The sequence below is a fragment of the Streptomyces sp. NPDC005374 genome, assembly GCF_042872225.1.
Taxonomy (GTDB): Bacteria; Actinomycetota; Actinomycetes; order Streptomycetales; family Streptomycetaceae; genus Streptomyces.
This window is the reverse complement of the sequence record NZ_JBIAKA010000007.1, coordinates 382,357-397,153: the sequence shown is the minus strand read 5'-3', so window position 1 is coordinate 397,153 and position 14,797 is coordinate 382,357. Positions and strand designations below refer to the sequence as shown.

At 71.5% G+C, this 14,797-nt stretch carries 12 protein-coding genes; 3 read left to right on the top strand and 9 right to left on the bottom strand.

Going from position 1 to position 14,797, the window contains the following annotated elements:
- Window positions 1-160: 160 nt before the first annotated feature.
- The 7 genes from ACFYRX_RS20365 to ACFYRX_RS20335 all read right to left on the bottom strand — a co-directional run bounded on the left by ACFYRX_RS20365 (window position 161) and on the right by ACFYRX_RS20335 (window position 7,179).
- Window positions 161-556 (bottom strand): SseB family protein, encoded by a 396-nt coding sequence (locus tag ACFYRX_RS20365; RefSeq protein ID WP_389101454.1) that lies wholly within the window; start codon window positions 554-556, stop codon window positions 161-163.
- 108 nt (window positions 557-664) lie between these two features.
- A complete protein-coding gene (locus tag ACFYRX_RS20360; RefSeq protein ID WP_389101452.1) occupies window positions 665-1,894 on the bottom strand; it encodes an acyl-CoA dehydrogenase family protein in 1,230 nt (409 codons plus the stop codon).
- A gap of 99 nt (window positions 1,895-1,993) precedes the next feature.
- A complete protein-coding gene (locus tag ACFYRX_RS20355; protein ID WP_389101450.1) occupies window positions 1,994-2,536 on the bottom strand; it encodes a cysteine hydrolase family protein in 543 nt (180 codons plus the stop codon).
- Entirely contained in the window at window positions 2,533-3,948 is a 1,416-nt protein-coding gene (locus ACFYRX_RS20350; RefSeq protein WP_389101448.1) for a purine-cytosine permease family protein, read from the bottom strand. Before ACFYRX_RS20350 ends, ACFYRX_RS20355 begins: the two co-directional genes overlap by 4 nt.
- 235 nt (window positions 3,949-4,183) lie before the next feature.
- Window positions 4,184-4,966, bottom strand: a complete 783-nt coding sequence (locus ACFYRX_RS20345; RefSeq protein ID WP_389101446.1) for a DUF899 family protein — start codon at window positions 4,964-4,966, stop codon at window positions 4,184-4,186.
- A 111-nt stretch (window positions 4,967-5,077) separates the two neighbouring features.
- Window positions 5,078-5,818 (bottom strand): response regulator, encoded by a 741-nt coding sequence (locus ACFYRX_RS20340; RefSeq protein WP_389101444.1) that lies wholly within the window; start codon window positions 5,816-5,818, stop codon window positions 5,078-5,080.
- On the bottom strand, window positions 5,815-7,179 hold the full coding sequence (locus ACFYRX_RS20335; RefSeq protein ID WP_389101442.1) for a sensor histidine kinase: 1,365 nt from the start codon (window positions 7,177-7,179) through the stop codon (window positions 5,815-5,817). Before ACFYRX_RS20335 ends, ACFYRX_RS20340 begins: the two co-directional genes overlap by 4 nt.
- 163 nt (window positions 7,180-7,342) lie before the next feature.
- Here ACFYRX_RS20335 and ACFYRX_RS20330 point away from each other — a divergent pair, with 163 nt between their 5' ends.
- The gene (locus ACFYRX_RS20330; RefSeq protein WP_389101440.1) at window positions 7,343-8,065 is read left to right on the top strand and encodes an ABC transporter ATP-binding protein; all 723 of its coding nucleotides are present in this window, start codon (window positions 7,343-7,345) and stop codon (window positions 8,063-8,065) included.
- Window positions 8,062-10,458, top strand: a complete 2,397-nt coding sequence (locus tag ACFYRX_RS20325; protein ID WP_389101438.1) for an FtsX-like permease family protein — start codon at window positions 8,062-8,064, stop codon at window positions 10,456-10,458. The genes ACFYRX_RS20330 and ACFYRX_RS20325 overlap by 4 nt, the downstream gene beginning before the upstream one ends.
- 125 nt (window positions 10,459-10,583) lie before the next feature.
- On the opposite strand, the gene ACFYRX_RS20320 is transcribed toward ACFYRX_RS20325, so the two are convergent.
- Both ACFYRX_RS20320 and ACFYRX_RS20315 read right to left on the bottom strand, forming a co-directional pair.
- The gene (locus tag ACFYRX_RS20320; protein ID WP_389101436.1) at window positions 10,584-11,357 is read right to left on the bottom strand and encodes a DUF5995 family protein; all 774 of its coding nucleotides are present in this window, start codon (window positions 11,355-11,357) and stop codon (window positions 10,584-10,586) included.
- 190 nt (window positions 11,358-11,547) lie between these two features.
- Window positions 11,548-12,546, bottom strand: coding sequence for an aldo/keto reductase family protein (locus ACFYRX_RS20315; RefSeq protein WP_389101434.1), 999 nt, complete (start codon window positions 12,544-12,546; stop codon window positions 11,548-11,550).
- 269 nt (window positions 12,547-12,815) lie between these two features.
- On the opposite strand from ACFYRX_RS20315, the gene ACFYRX_RS20310 reads away from it, so the two are divergent.
- On the top strand, window positions 12,816-14,792 hold the full coding sequence (locus ACFYRX_RS20310) for a glycoside hydrolase family 97 catalytic domain-containing protein (protein ID WP_389101432.1): 1,977 nt from the start codon (window positions 12,816-12,818) through the stop codon (window positions 14,790-14,792).
- The last annotated feature ends 5 nt before the right edge of the window (window positions 14,793-14,797 follow it).

Sequence of the window (14,797 nt, the reverse complement as noted above, 5' to 3'; positions counted from 1 at the left end):
CGGCGATCGCAGAACGTACCGGGGATCAGCAGTGTCGGCGCCGCTCATCCCCGTTCCGCATGCGAGAACCGGGGTGCGGCGGCGGGAGCAGGTCCGCGCCCCTCTGCGGGCCCGGCCGCTCCCCCGCTGTCGCACGTGGTGGCCGGGCCCCACTGCGAGATCAGCCCTGCGGCCGCGCCAGCAGCGTGCGCACGCCCTCGGAGGTCAGGGTCAGCGGATGCGCGGAGCTGGCGTCGATCGAGAGCGACAGATCGCCGTCCGGCCACTGTGCGGCGAGCGCGCCCAGCGGCACCAGACGGTAGCGGGAGACGAACGGAAGCAGTTCGGCCATCTCCGTTTCCGAGGTGAACACCGGCACCACGGGAGCGCCGTCCTGCTGTTCCAGGACGGGCAGCGCCACGGTCGACTCCTCGTCCGCGGCGTCGTCGGGTACCGGAATGAGCACCTCGCTGGTCGCGAGCGTGTCCAGCGCCGTCGTGTCCTCGGTGTTCTGCGTCAGCGCGTCCAGCGCCCGCTGGGCCGGTGTGGCGATGTTGTCATTGGCGGGTGTGTCCATGGCAGATCCCCTGGTAGCGGCGGTCGTGCGGCCCGCCCGCAGGCATGATCGCCCGGGGGCGCGGTGCTGCTCGCGTACCCGAGCGTGCCGGGAGCATGCGTTCGCGGCTCAGGGAATCAGCGCGATGTGCTCCGAGGGCAGGCCGAGGGTGTCGCATCCGACGCGCCGTACGAGAGGCTCGTACATGCCGGGCCCCACATGGGTCCAGTACGTCGCCGCGTCCCGGAAGTAGCGCTGCATGCGTTCGCCGTCGCGCGCGTGGCGGGAGCCGGCCGTGCGGAAGAGGATGCCCTGGAGCACGTCCCAGGCCGTCCTGCCCGCGTTCAGGAACGTCAGGGCGAGCCGGTTGTCCTCGATCACCGTGAAGGGCGCCTCGCCGCTCACGTTGCGGCGGCAGGCCTCCATCCAGTCCTCGGCGGTCTGCCTCAGGGCCGCCTCGGCCAGGTGGATCATCCCGAGGGCCTCGCCGAGGTGGCGCTGGTAGTCGTGCAGCTCGGCGCGGGTGCGGCCGGGCTCCAGGAGCAGGGGGCGGGCGGCGACGATGCGGGCGTACTCGTCGGCGGCCGCGTAGGCGGTGCCGATCATGATCGCGGCGAGCTCGCCGTGGAAGAAACTCGGTGCGCGCCCGGCGTACATCGGGTTGCCGTGCAGCTCGGACCCGACGCTGCCGCCCTCCACCGGCAGGTCGAGCAGGCTCGCCTCGCGTGTGAAGTACGCGGGGATGCGGGCCCGTTCCATGCGGACGCTGTTGGATCCGGTGCCGCGCAGGCCGAGGGCGCCGTGCCAGTCGTCGAGCACCGTCCACACGGCGCGCGGGGCGACGAACAGCAGGGGTGGGCCGGGTGGGTCACCCGCGCACAGGGTCTGGCCGACGTAGTGGGTGGAGTAGGGGGCGCCGGAGGAGTACGGCCAGGTGCCGTCGAGGATCACGTGGTCGGGACCGTCGGGCCGCGCCACGCCGACGGGGGCGACCGTGGAGGCGGCCCGGAAGTCGCCGTCGGCGCCGAAGAGTTCGTCCTGCGCCTGCTCGTCGAAGACGGTGGCGACCTGGAGCACATGGGCCGCGGTCAGGCACAGGGCCCACCCGGTGGAGGGGCAGCCGCGCGCGATCTCGACGACCGCACGGTAGAAGACGGGCAGCCCGAACTCGTGGCCGCCGTAGCGCCGCGGCTGGAGGATCCGGTAGAGACCGGCCTTCAGGAAGTCGTCGTGGGTGGCGTGCGGATAGTGCGTGAGGCGTTCGGTCTCCGCCTGGCGTGCGAGCAGCGCGGGCCTCAGGGCCGCGGCCCGTTCGATCATCTCCCGCCCGGTGAGGCCGGGTTGGGACACGGCTGTCACGATGCCTCCTGACGTGTGGGGCCGTCCGTTCGTGAAGCGGCAGGCCCGATTCAACACGGCGGGCGCCGTCCGGTACCGACCGGATATCGCCAAGTGACGTCAGTTTCCGAGCAGTTGATCCACGGTGACGATCCGGATCAGCGGTGCGTACAACGCCATCACGTCCAGCGCCCCGCGGTGCGAGTCGTCGTCGGCCCCGGCACAGGCGTCGGACACCACGAGGGTCTCGACACCCGCGTCGGCGGCGGCGAGTGCTGTCGACAGGACACAGCAGTCGGTACTGACACCCGCCAGGACCAGGCGCCCCTCGGGGCCGACCCGGGCGGCGAGTTCCGGGGTCCACTTGCCGAAGGTCGGGGCGTCCAGCACATGGGGTGCCCGGTCGGTGAACTCGTCGGTGAGCCGCCACAGCGGGGCGTCCGGCGGCTGGAGGGCGAAGGGCCACTGCCGGTAGTACTCCTGCCAGGCACCCTCCGGCTCGGCGGGGGCGACGAAGCGGGTGAAGGTGACCCGTTCGGCGAAGGCCGGCAGCAGTCGCCGTACGCCTGCCGCCGCCTCGGCGAAACGAGGGGTGCGCCAGGGGCTGTCGGGCTCGGCGAAGACGCACTGCATGTCGATGACTGCGAGCGACCCTGTCGTCATACGACGCCCTCCTGTGCGCGGACCCGTCCGCGGCCGAGCGCCAGGGTGGCGAGGAAGCCGACCGCGAGCGCGGCCAGCACCCCGAGGTTGGCGTACGCCCAGGCGCCGGACCTGCCGCCGAGACCGAAGGGGTCCAGGAGATAGCCCTGCCAGTCGAGCCAGCCGGCGGCCGAGTTGGTGACCAGGCCCCACCCGAGGGCGGTGGCGAGGACTGTCAGGACCAGCGGGGTGGGCGGCACGTCGCCGTAGCGGCCTGCCGGGCGGTAGAGGTCGTCCTCGTCGTAGTCCCGGCGACGCAGGGCCAGGTCGGCGAGCATGATGCCGCACCAGGCGGCGATGGGGACGCCGAGAGTGGTGAGGAAGCCCATGAACTGGCCCAGGAAGTCGTCGGCGAAGAACACGATGTAGACGGAGCCCGCGATCATCAGGACGCCGTCGACGAGCGCGGCCAGATAGCGCGGGATCCTGAGGCCGGCCGACAGCAGGGCGAGGCCCGAGGAGTAGATGTCGAGGACCGCGCCGCCGACCAGGCCGAGGACCGCGACGACGGCGAAGGGCACCAGGAACCAGGTGGGCAGGATGGTGGTGAGGGCGCCGATCGGGTCGGCGGCGACGGCATCGCCCAGCTTGGTGGACGATCCGGCCAGCAGCAGCCCGAACACCAGCAGGAGCAGCGGGGCGACCGAGGCGCCGAACGTGGTCCAGCCGACCACGCCCCGGCTCGAGGAGGCCCGGGGCAGATAACGGGAGTAGTCGGCGGCGGCGTTGACCCAGCCGAGGCCGAAGCCCGTCATCATGAAGACCAAGGCGCCGATGAACTCCTGGGCGGATCCCGCGGGGAGGGCGCTGACGGTACTCCAGTGGATGTGGTCGGCGACGAGACCGACGTAGACCACGGTCAGTACGCCCGTCACCACGGTGATGACGGTCTGGAGCCGCATGATCAGGTCGAAGCCCATGACTCCGCCGACCACGGTGAGGCCGGCGACCACGATCAGCGAGATCACCTGCGTCTCCGTGCCGCCGCCCCAGCCGAGCCGCCCGAAGACGGTCGCCGTGGCCAGGGTCGCGAGGGCGCACAGCACGGTCTCCCAGCCGACGGTGAGCACCCAGGAGACGAGGGACGGAACGCGGTTGCCGCGCACCCCGAAGGCGGCGCGGCTCAGCACCATCGTCGGCGCGGAACCGCGCTTGCCGGCGACCGCGACGAAACCGCACAGCAGGAACGAGAAGACGATCCCGATCACTCCGGCGACCAGCGCCTGCCAGAAGGAGATCCCGAAGCCGAGCGCGAAGGCGCCGTAACTCAGGCCGAGGATGGACACGTTGGCCCCGAACCACGGCCAGAACAGGGTCCGCGGGGTGCCCTTGCGTTCGGTGTCGCCGATCACGTCCAGTCCGTGCGTCTCCATCCGGAGCTGCCGGCCGGTGGATCTGTTGTCGGGGGGACCCGAGGAGTCCGTCATCGTCGACCTGCCTGTTCAGATGTGTTGCAGACGTGTTGGGCCGACGGTAGGCAGGGCCCGCCGGGGCGTCAATCACGCAACGCCCGCAGGACGGGGCCCGGCCGTGGATGTCGGATCACCAGGGGGCGGCGAGTCGTGCCGGGTCCTTGGCCGCTTCGCCGGTCGCTCCGGCGAGGGCGCGTCAGTGGTGGGGACCGTGTCGGCCGAGGGTCTGCACGGGCGTCGCGCCCGGGCGGGTCCACTGCGGTACGGGGCGGCTGGTCGGTCCCCAGCCGGCGGCTCCGTCCGCGTCCGAGCGCCAGGACCAGCAGGCGTCGCGCCCCTCGGGCCATCCCTCGGGGGTGTCCTCCCAGGCCTCTCCTCGGCCGTAGGGCGTCATGTCGAGCAGGCCGAGGGAGCTGTTGACCCGCTCGTTGCCGCGGCCGGTGGTGGAGTAGGTGAGGAAGGCGCGGTCGCCATCGCGCAGGAAACAGGTGAGATGGCCCATGTCGCCACCGATCGGCGCGTCCACGTCCCGCACCGAGTACCAGGGCTCGGTGTAGCCCATGAAGCCGACATAGGAGGCCAACTCGTCCGGGCGGCCCGTGGTCAGGACGGCGAACGAGACGTCACGGGCGTTGAGATAGACGGCGTCCTTCAGGTGCCAGGCCGTGGTGGTGCAGCCCTCGCACTGGCCCTGGTGCGGTGCGCCGTCGTACCACATGTGCTTGTAGACGACGAGTTCGTCGCGGCCCTGGAACAGGTCCAGGAACGGCACCGGGCCGTCGGGGCCGGTGACCTCGACCGTCCCGTCGAACTCCACCATCGGCAGCCGGCGGCGGGCCGCGGCGATGGCATCGCCCTCACGGGTGTGGGCCTTCTCGCGCAGCAGCAGCTCGTCACGGGCGTTCTGCCAGGTGGCCGGGTCGACGACGGGCGGTCGGCCGGGCAGTGCGGTGGCCGGGTTGTCCGGAGCGGGCGTCATGGTGTCCTCCGAGATGTCTTTCGCCGGTGACCGTCGTACGGCGTCCTACGACGGTCACCGGTACGGACTCGCGGCCCGGCCGGAATTCATCGCCGAGTCCGCACCCACGGTTCACGTCCGCTCCGTGAACTGCTGGGCGGCCTCGTGTGCACCGGCGCTGACCAGTCCGGTCTCGTAGGCGACGATGACGGCCTGGACACGGTCACGGAGTCCGAGCTTGGCGAGGATGCGGGCGACGTGGGTCTTGACGGTCGCCTCGGCCAGGTGGAGGCGACCGGCGAGTTCGGCGTTGCTCAGCCCTCGGGCCAGCAGGCCGAGGACCTCCAGTTCGCGCGGGGTGAGCGGGGCGAGGTCGCGGTGGAGGACGGCGGTGTCGCCGGCGCCCGGGGTGCCGTGCCGATGCTCGCCGCCGGCGAATCGCTGCACGAGGCGGCGGGTGATCGCAGGCGCGAGAAGAGCGTCACCGGTACGCACCATGCGGACGGCCGCGGTCAGATGCTCGGGCGTGACGTCCTTGAGGAGGAAGCCGCTGGCCCCGGCGGACAGGGCGGCGTAGACGTACCGGTCGAGGTCGAAGGTGGTCAGGATGATGACGCGGGGTGCGCCGGTGTCGCCGGTGTCGCCGGTGTCGCCGGTGAGAATGCGGCGGGTGGCCTCCAGTCCGTCCATCTCGGGCATCCGGACGTCCATGAGGACCACGTCGGGGCGTGTGCGGCGAGCCGCTTCGACGGCTTCGGCCCCGTTGGTCGCCTCGGCGACGACGTCGATGCCGTCGGCTCGGAGAATCAACCGGAATCCGGTGCGCACCAGGGTCTGGTCGTCGGCGACGAGCACACGCAGCGGCTCGGTCACGGTGTCTCCAAGGGGATCAGGGCCTCCACACGGTAGCCGCCGGTCAGGCGGCGGCCGGCGTGGAGGGTTCCGTCGTAGACGGCCAGCCGCTCGCGCAGGCCGATCAGGCCCCGGCCGCTTCCGGCGGCGGCTCCCGCTCCCGGCCGGCCACCGGTGTCGGTGACTTCCACCCGGAGCAGTTCCGGGCCGTGTTCGACCCGTACGACGGCGGTGGCGCCGAACGCGTGCTTCACGGTGTTGGTCAGGGCTTCCTGGACCACGCGGTAGGCGGCGAGTTCGAGGCCGGGCGGGAGGGGGCGGGGCCGGCCGGTCACGGTCAGGTCGACCGGCAGTCCGGTGTCCCGGACCCGGCCGAGCAGCGCATCCAGCTGGTCCAGGCCGGGTTGCGGAGCCAGCTCGCCCGCCGTGTCCGCCAGGTCCGCGCCGCCGTCCGTCTCCGCGCTGTCGTCGGTCATGGTGAGCAGTCCCACCACATGGCGCAGCTCGGTCATGGCCGACCGTCCACCGGCCTCGACGGCGAGCAGCGCCTCGCCGGCCTCCTCGGGAGAGGTGTGCATGATCTTGCGGGCGGCACCGGCCTGGATGATCATCACGCTGACGTTGTGGGTGACGACGTCGTGCAGTTCGCGGGCGATCCTGGCCCGCTCGTGCTCGACGGCCCGGCGCAGCGCCTCGGCCTGTTCGCCCTGCAGGGCGGACAGCCGCGTGCGGCCCTCGTCGGTGCGGAGTTTCCAGGTCCGCAGGCCTACGGCGGCCACGGCCATCGGGCACAGGATCAGCAGGGCGATGTACTCGTTGGGGACGATCGGTGTCACCGAGTTCCCCGAGGTCCCGACCAGGACGACCGACACCGGCAGCGCGGCCAGGGTCGCCACCCGGTACGGGCTGTACACGGCGGCGCTGTAGACGGCGATGACGAACGCGTAGAAGGTCAGCCGCAGGACGCTCTGCGGGGTCGCCAGTGTCGCGGCCGTCACGACGCACAGCACGGCGAGCGGGTAGCGGCGGCGCAGCGCCAGGGCACCCGAGGCGATGACGGCGAGGGCCACCATGAAGGCCATGCCGCCGGGGCCGGACGGGCGTGGCACGACGCCCTCGACACCGGGTGCGATCTCACGGATGACGACGTTGTCGGCGTTGTCGATGCCGTAGTAGACGGTGGTGATCCCGAGCACCAGGGCCACCGACGCGTCGAACTGCCTTGCGCCCCTGGTGGGTTGCAGCGGTGGACCACTCGGAAGCCCGACATCACGGAGCGTCCGGCGGGCGGTGTCCCGCAGCCGTGTCGGCGTCGTGCGTAACTCCTTCACCGGATCATTCTCGCCGCCACGCGGACCTGAGGAGTCCGTCCTGGTGGTCATGTGCGTCGCACCGGCTGCATCACCCGCCTACATCGCAGGGATGACGTTCTCGGGGTTCGACCCAGCGCGGTACCGCAAGGGGTTCGAGCGGGCGACGCGCGCGGCCCGGCCCCGCTCCTAGCGTTCACGCAGCCGACCACCGCCCACATCCGAGGAGCCCTTCATGACCATGCCGGTGATCGAACTGCGCGAGGTGAGCCGCCGGTACGACGACGGTCCGCCCGCCCTGCACGAGGTGTCGCTGACCGTGCGGCCCGGCGAGGCCGTCGCGATCCTCGGCCCTTCCGGCAGCGGCAAGTCCACGCTGCTCCATCTGATCGCGGGTCTGGACCGGCCCGACACGGGGACCGTCACCGTGGACGGGGTGCGGGTGGACCGGCTGGGCGAAGCCGGATCGGCACGTTATCGACTGTCGAGGATCGGCATGGTGTTCCAGTTCTTCAACCTGCTCGACGATCTGACCGTCACCGACAACGTCGTCCTGCCCGCGCGCCTCGCGGGCACGGCACGGGGCGCGGCGGACCGCCGGGCCGCGGAACTCCTGGAGCTGCTGGGCATCGACCGGCACGCCCACGCCTTTCCGGCCCGGCTGTCCGGTGGCGAGCGGCAACGCGTCGCGGTGGCACGGGCGTTGATCAACCGGCCGGCGCTGCTCCTGGCCGACGAGCCGACCGGAGCCCTGGACACGGCCGCCGGGCAGGACGTCAGCGCACTGCTCAGCGACCTCAATGCCGAGGGGCAGACCATCGTCGTGGTCACCCACGACCTGGCTCTGGCGAGGTCGTGCACGCAGCGCACGGTCCGGATCGCCGACGGCCGGATCATCGAGGACGTCCGATCGCGGGGCGTCCCGTCGGAGGCCGTCGGCTCGGAGGCGGTTCGATGAGTGCGCTCGGCAAGGTGGTGCGCTCGGGGGTGGGGCGACGGCGGGTGCAGACGCTGGTGATCGGGCTCGCCACGATGATGGCGGTGGCCGCCTCCGTCCTCGGCGGATCGCTGCTCATGGTCTCCGGCGCGCCCTTCGACGACGCTTTCGCCAGGCAGCACGGCGCGCATCTGGCCGTGCAGTTCGATGCGGGCGAGGTCGGTGCCGGACAGCTGTCGAGGTCGGGGAACGCCGCTGGGGTGAGCGGTGCGGCCGGGCCGTTCCGTACCGCGACGGTCGTCCCGCGGTCGGACGGGGCGGGCCCCGGGTGGCCGATGACGGTGGTCGGCCGCAGTGGTCCCGGCGGGGACGTGGACGAGGTGGCCCTGCTCGACGGGCGGTGGCCCACGCGGCCCGGCGAGATGGTGCTGTCCGCCGGCTCCTCGCTCATCGCGACCCTGGGCACGAAGATCTCCTTCCCCGGTCTGTCCGGCGCCCCGACGCTGACGGTGGTCGGTGTGGCCCGCTCGGTCACGCAGACCGCCGACGCCTGGGTGGTGCCGTCCCAGATGCCGGCGCTCACCGCGCCCGGCAGCGGCGGTTACCAGATGCTCTACCGCTTCACCGAGGCGGACACCGCCGCTCGGATCACCGCGGGCGGCGCGGCCGTGACCACATCCCTGCCGCCTGGAGCGGCCGTCGGCAAACAGTCGTGGCTCACCGTCAGAAAGACCGCGGAGCATGACACCGCCCTCTACGTCCCCTTCCTCATGGCGTTCGGCGCCCTGGGCCTGGTCATGTCGGTGCTCATCGTCGGCAACGTCGTCGCGTCGGCCGTCGGCACCGGAACCCGCCGAATCGGCATCCTCAAGGCCGTGGGTTTCACCCCCGACCAGGTCGTTCGGGCCTACGTCGGCCAGGCGCTGATCCCGGCCGCCGCCGGTACGGCCCTCGGTGTCCTCGTCGGCCACCTGCTCGCCGTTCCCGTACTCGCCGACACCGGGGAGATCTACGGCAGCACATCCATGGCCGTCACCCCCTGGGTCGACCTGGCAGTGATCGCCGGGGTGCTCGGCCTGGTGGCGGCGACCGCGTGGGCGGCAGCCTGGCGGGCAGGCCGGCTGCGTACGGTCGACGCGCTCGCCGTAGGGCGCGGCGGTTCGGCGGGGCGCGGCCGGTGGGCGGTGCGGTCGGCAGGACGGTTGCCGTTGCCGCGGCCGGTCGCCCTGGGCCTGGCCCGGCCTTTCGTGCGGCCCGCCCGGGCGCTGGCGATGGGCACGGCGATCCTGTTCGGCACCATCGCCGTCACGTTCACCGTGGGGATGGGCGCCTCGCTCGGCCAGGTGATGAAAGCCAAGGCCCACGATGTCGCCGATGTCGTCGTGCCCGCGCCGTTGCCGGACTTCGGGCCCCAGGGACCCGGCTCCGAGCGCGACTCAGGCCCAGGCCCAGGCCCCAGCCCCGACTCCGGCTCCGGGGAGCAGCCCGAAACCGATCCCGCCGCGGTGGCCTCGGTCATCGAGGCCACCGCCGGAACCGCGAAGTACTACAGTGCCGCGACGGTACGCACGACCGTGTCCGGCCTGACCGGCACCATCGACGTGATCGCCTTCACCGGCGACGCGTCCTGGGGCGGCTACACGATGGTCTCGGGCCGCTGGATCCACAGGCCCGGCGAGGCCGTGGTCCCCACCCCCTTCCTCGCCGCCACCGGCACCCGGCTCGGCGACACCGTCGCCCTGAGCGGTCTCGCCGAGCCGGTCACGGTCCGGATCGTCGGTGAGGTGCTCGACCCGCGCAACGACGGCATGCAGGTCTTCACCGATGCCTCGACGCTGACGGCCGCGCATCCCGACCTGACGGAGTCGAGCCATCACATCGCCGTCACGGCAGGCACCGACGTCACCGCCTACGTCGACGCGCTGAAACGGGGCCTGGCTCCCCTCGGCGTCACCGCCCGGCCCGGCGGGCTCGACGCCGGCGGCGACTCGGTCGTCACGCTCAACGCGCTGTCCGCGATCCTCACGCTGATGCTCGTGGCCGTCGCGGCGCTCGGCGTCCTCAACGGTGTGCTGCTCGACACCCGCGAGCGCGTCCGGGAACTCGGAATCCACAAGGCCCTCGGCATGACCCCCCGGCAGACCGTCGTGATGGTCCTCACCTCGGTCGCCGTGACCGGCCTGGTCGCCGGCGCACTGGGTGTGCCGCTCGGCGTGGCCCTGCACGGCCGGGTGATCCCCGCGATGGGCGACAGTGCGGGGCTCCGCCTCCCCGACTCCGTCATCTCCGTCTATCACGGCGCCGAACTGCTGTCGCCGGCACTCGGAGGCCTGCTCATCGCCGCCCTGGGCGCGCTTCTGCCCGCCGGCTGGGCCGCCAGCGCCCGCGCCGCCACCGCTCTGCGCACCGAATAGACCGAATGGACCGAATAGGAGGTCAGTTCCTATGCCCCCCACCTCGACCAGCGGTGGGGGGTCCAGGGGCCGGCCGCGCAGTGGGCTGCCGGACGGCCGGTCCCCAGGAACTCGCCCCGTCGCGCCTACCGGGCGGCGGAGCGCTGCATGGCGTTGTCCAGATGAGTGATGACGGCCGACACGTCACCGCTCTCGGTTCTGCGGATCAGCTCCAGGGCCGGCCTGACGAGGCCGCTCGGGCGCGCTATCAACCGCGCGAGTACGGCGGCCCGGATGTCGAGCCGCTCGATGGTGGCTTCTTGCTCCGCTTCGTTCTGGCCGGCCAGCAGGACGGCGTTGTACCACGCCTCTTCCCGGGACTGACGGACACTGAAGTCGAGGATCCATTCGTCGGCGCGGCCTCCGACCTGGTCCAGCAGCGACATGAACGGCGACAGGGTGTCGACGGAGTCCTGCACCTTCAGCACCACGCCCGCGAGGATGTCGTTGATCAGCAGGAAGTCGCGACGCATCGCGTGGATGTCCTCGCCCGGGCTCGTCCGCGCGGCGGCGACGGCCAGGTCGAGGTTGATGTGCGCGTTCACCCCGAGTATCAGGTGCTGGACGATGACGGTGTCGCTGTCGTCGAGCAGCCCGAACGTCTCGCGCCAGCAACGCGGCCCGCTCCTGTCGCGGCGCCAGGCGTCGTAGGCGTCGAAGTAGCGGTTGCCGAACAGCGTGTCGAAACGGTCCATTCGCTCACCGTCGTCGAACCGCCCGTCGTGGATGGCGGTGCGGACCGCGACGGTCACCTGCCGGTAGAGCGCCGCGAAGTACCCGACCCGGTCGCCGGCGCGTGCGGCCTCCTCCACGACCTTGGCTAGCCCGTCCACGACATCGTCGATGTTCCCTGCCGTCATGCCCAACTCCCCTCTCACGGGCCCTCGTTCGGCCCGCCCTACGGCCGCAGCGGCCCCCCACTGCCGATCACAGCCTCGTTCTACCACCGCGCGCCGTCGAGCGCCCCGTTCCACGGGAAGTCCGGCCGGCTCCACGCCACAGCCGCGATACGCGGGCCCCGGGCTCCGTCGACAGGTCGGCCTCGTGAGGTCAGCGGTGCTTGACCCCGGTCCGTGCGGCGGGGGCGAGGGTCGGTTCGGTGACGGGGGCGTCGCCGAGGGCCTGGTCGATCGCCTTCAGCAGGTCGTCGGACAACTCCACACCGGAGGCTGCGGCGTTGCTGTGGACCTGTTCGGGGCGGGAGGCGCCGACGATCGCGGAGGCAACCTCGCGGCGGCGCAGGATCCAGGCGAGGGCGAGGGTGACCATGCTCATCCCGGCCTCCTCGGCGAGGGGAACGAGGCGTTGGACCGCTTCGAGGGTGGCGTCGCTGTAGACGAGGTCCTGGGAGACGGCCATGTCCGCGGAGGCGAACCGGCTCCCCTCCGGTACGGGCTGTCCGGGCTTGTACTTGCCGGTGAGCACGCCCTGGGCGAGCGGTGACCAGACGATCTGGGAGATGTCGTCGGCCGCGCACAGATCGAAGACCTCGGCCTCGGGGGCCTGCCACAGCATGGAGTACTGCGGTTGGGAGGAGACGAACAGGTCGGGTCCCGCGATGTCGACGGCGGCCCGGATCTGCTCGGGGGTCCACTCGCTGAAGCCCAGGTAGCGGGCCTTGCCCTGCTCGACGACCTTCTGGAACGCCTCGAGGGTGTCCTCGATCGGGACGGTGGGGTCGAAGCGGTGCGCCTGGTACAGGTCGACGTAATCGGTCCTCAGGCGGGTGAGGGAGGCGTCGATCTGTTTGGCGATCTGGGCGGGGGCCAGGCCCTGGTCGGCCGGGTCGTCCGACATCGGGAAGAAGACCTTGGTGGCCAGGACGTAACTGTCGCGGGGGTGGGCCGAGAGGATCTCGCCCCAGGCCGTCTCGGCGGCTCCCCGTCCGTAGGCGTTGGCGGTGTCGAAGAAGTTGATGCCCGCGTCGAACGCCGCCTCGGTGCAGGCACGGGTCGCGTCCGCTTCGACGCCGCCGGAGTAGGTGAGCCAGGACCCGAGCGAGATCTCCGAGACGTTCAGGTCCGAGCTGCCGAGAGTGCGGTAGCGCATGGTTGTTGCTCCTTTCGGAACAGGTGGCAGGTACCCGATCAGTGTCGCCGAGCCGCGTGCCCAGGTGCGGGGTTCACGAACCGCACTCGGTCGCCTCGATCCTCCTGGGGGTCGGTTCGGCGACCGCGGGTATTGACCCCGGCTTCCTTCGCCGCGTACAACTTTCCTCGGCAGAAAACGTTTACTCCACATCCTCGTCCCCCATGTCGTCGTGTCGTTCGGTCCAGTCGCGCCACCGCGCGGCCCTCAACGGAGAGGCCCCTCCCACCATGAGAACCACGAAGGACCGGGAAGAGCCCGCGCCGGGCGGGAACGGCAGCCCGGGAGCGCTGTCGCGTCGAGGAGTGCTCAAGGGCACGGCCGTCACCGTCGGCCTGGCCGCGGCGGGGGTGGCCGCCACGCAACCGGCGCACGCGGCCGCCGCAGGACACTCCGGCTGCGACGCGACCGCGCGCATGGGCGGCAACGCCATCACGGTGTCGGTGGTGGACGGGGCCCTGCGGTGGTCCGTCCAGCACAAGGGCAGGACGGTCGTCGACACGTCCGCTCTGGGCCTCGCGCTGAGCGACGGCACCGTCCTCGGCAGCGGGGTGACGGTGCGGCGGAGCCGGCCCGGGGGCGGCCGCACCACCTGGTCCCCGGTGTACGGCCGCAACGCCACCGTCACCGACCACTACCAGGAGCAGCGCTGGGACCTGCGGGACAACGCCTCGGGGATCCGCTTCGGCGTGCAGATCCGCGCCTACAGGACCGGAGTCGCCCTGCGTTACCTCCTCCTCGACGAGGGCACGCTCTCCGTCTCCGACGAACTCACCACGTTCGCCTTCCCCGACGGCACGACCGTCTACAGCGCCCGCGACGAGAACGCCTACCTTCCGGTGGCACCGGGCTCGATCCCGGTCACCGGCACCTCCACCACGGACAACGGCCCGCTGACCGACCTGCCGCTGACCGCCACCCTCGCGGACGGGCTCATCGCCTGCGTCTGCGAGTCCTCGCGGCTGGACTTCCCCCGCCTGATGCTGAGTTCGGTGGACGGGCAGCCCGGCACCCTGTCCGCGTTCCTGATGGAGCACACCGCCCGCGGCACCGGTGCGGTCGAGACGACCAGCACGGTCACGACCCCGTTCGCCACACCGTGGCGCGCGATAGTAATCGGTTCCTCCCACGCCGAACTGGTCGACAACGCCGAGCTGGCGCTCAACCTGGCCCCGCCCAACGCCCTCACCGACACCTCGTGGATCAAGCCGGGCAAGGTCTTCCGCTGCGAGCTCACCACCGCCGCAGGACTCGCGGGCGTCGACTTCGCCGAGGCCCGGGGGCTGGAGTACATCGAGTACGACGCCGGCTGGTACGGCCCCGAGTTCACGACCGTCGACGCCACCACGCCCATCGCGGCCATCGACCTGCCGTCGGTCATCTCGTACGCCACGGGCAAGGGCGTCGGTGTCTTCCTCTACGTCAACCGGCTCGCCCTGACCGACGCGGACTCCCTCTTCGCCCTCTACAAGAGCTGGGGTGTCCAGGGCATCAAGCTCGGCTTCATCAACGACGGCACGCAGACGATGACGAACCAGATCACCGACTGGGCGAAGGCGGCCGCCAGGTACGAGCTGCTGATCGACATGCACGACGACGTCCGGCCGTTCGGCTACGAGCGCACCTACCCCAACTGGATCAGCCTGGAGGGCGTCCGCGGCAACGAGCAGTTCCCGACCGCCACCCACAACGTGACGCTGCCCTTCGCCCGCAACATCGGCGGGCCGCTCGACTACACCATCTGCTACGGCCAGTCCCGCGACAAGACGACCAACGCGCACCAGATGGCGATGGCCGCGGTGTACTACCAGCCCCTCAACTTCCTCTTCTGGTACGACAAGCCGTCCAAGTACGCCAACCCCGCGAACTGGCCGGGGCTGCCCTGGTTCAACGCCGTTCCCACGACCTGGGACGAGAGCCGGACCCTGGCGGGGTCGATCGGCGAGTACGTGGCCGTCGCCCGTCGCCACGGGGACACGTGGTATCTGGGCGCCATGACCAACGAGACGTCCCGGACCCTGTCGCTCCCCCTGTCGTTCCTGGGAAGCGGATCCTTCACGGCGACCGTCTACGCCGACGGCACCCCGGGCATCAACCCGTACCAGACCCCGGTGGTGGTCAGCACCCGGACCGTCACCTCCGGGACCACCCTGAGCGTGGCCATGGCCCCGGCTGGCGGCCAGGCGCTCGTCCTGAAGCCGAGCTGACCGAG

What these genes read in the sequence shown, in the direction of transcription:
- ACFYRX_RS20365 (WP_389101454.1), bottom strand. Translation starts at nt 556, where the DNA reads ATGGACACACCCGCCAATGACAACATCGCCACACCGGCCCAGCGGGCG.
- ACFYRX_RS20355 (WP_389101450.1), bottom strand. Translation starts at nt 2,536, where the DNA reads ATGACGACAGGGTCGCTCGCAGTCATCGACATGCAGTGCGTCTTCGCC.
- ACFYRX_RS20350 (WP_389101448.1), bottom strand. Translation starts at nt 3,948, where the DNA reads ATGGAGACGCACGGACTGGACGTGATCGGCGACACCGAACGCAAGGGC.
- ACFYRX_RS20345 (WP_389101446.1), bottom strand. Translation starts at nt 4,966, where the DNA reads ATGACGCCCGCTCCGGACAACCCGGCCACCGCACTGCCCGGCCGACCG.
- ACFYRX_RS20335 (WP_389101442.1), bottom strand. Translation starts at nt 7,179, where the DNA reads ATGACCACCAGGACGGACTCCTCAGGTCCGCGTGGCGGCGAGAATGAT.
- ACFYRX_RS20330 (WP_389101440.1), top strand. Translation starts at nt 7,343, where the DNA reads ATGACCATGCCGGTGATCGAACTGCGCGAGGTGAGCCGCCGGTACGAC.
- ACFYRX_RS20325 (WP_389101438.1), top strand. Translation starts at nt 8,062, where the DNA reads ATGAGTGCGCTCGGCAAGGTGGTGCGCTCGGGGGTGGGGCGACGGCGG.
- ACFYRX_RS20320 (WP_389101436.1), bottom strand. Translation starts at nt 11,357, where the DNA reads ATGACGGCAGGGAACATCGACGATGTCGTGGACGGGCTAGCCAAGGTC.
- ACFYRX_RS20315 (WP_389101434.1), bottom strand. Translation starts at nt 12,546, where the DNA reads ATGCGCTACCGCACTCTCGGCAGCTCGGACCTGAACGTCTCGGAGATC.
- ACFYRX_RS20310 (WP_389101432.1), top strand. Translation starts at nt 12,816, where the DNA reads ATGAGAACCACGAAGGACCGGGAAGAGCCCGCGCCGGGCGGGAACGGC.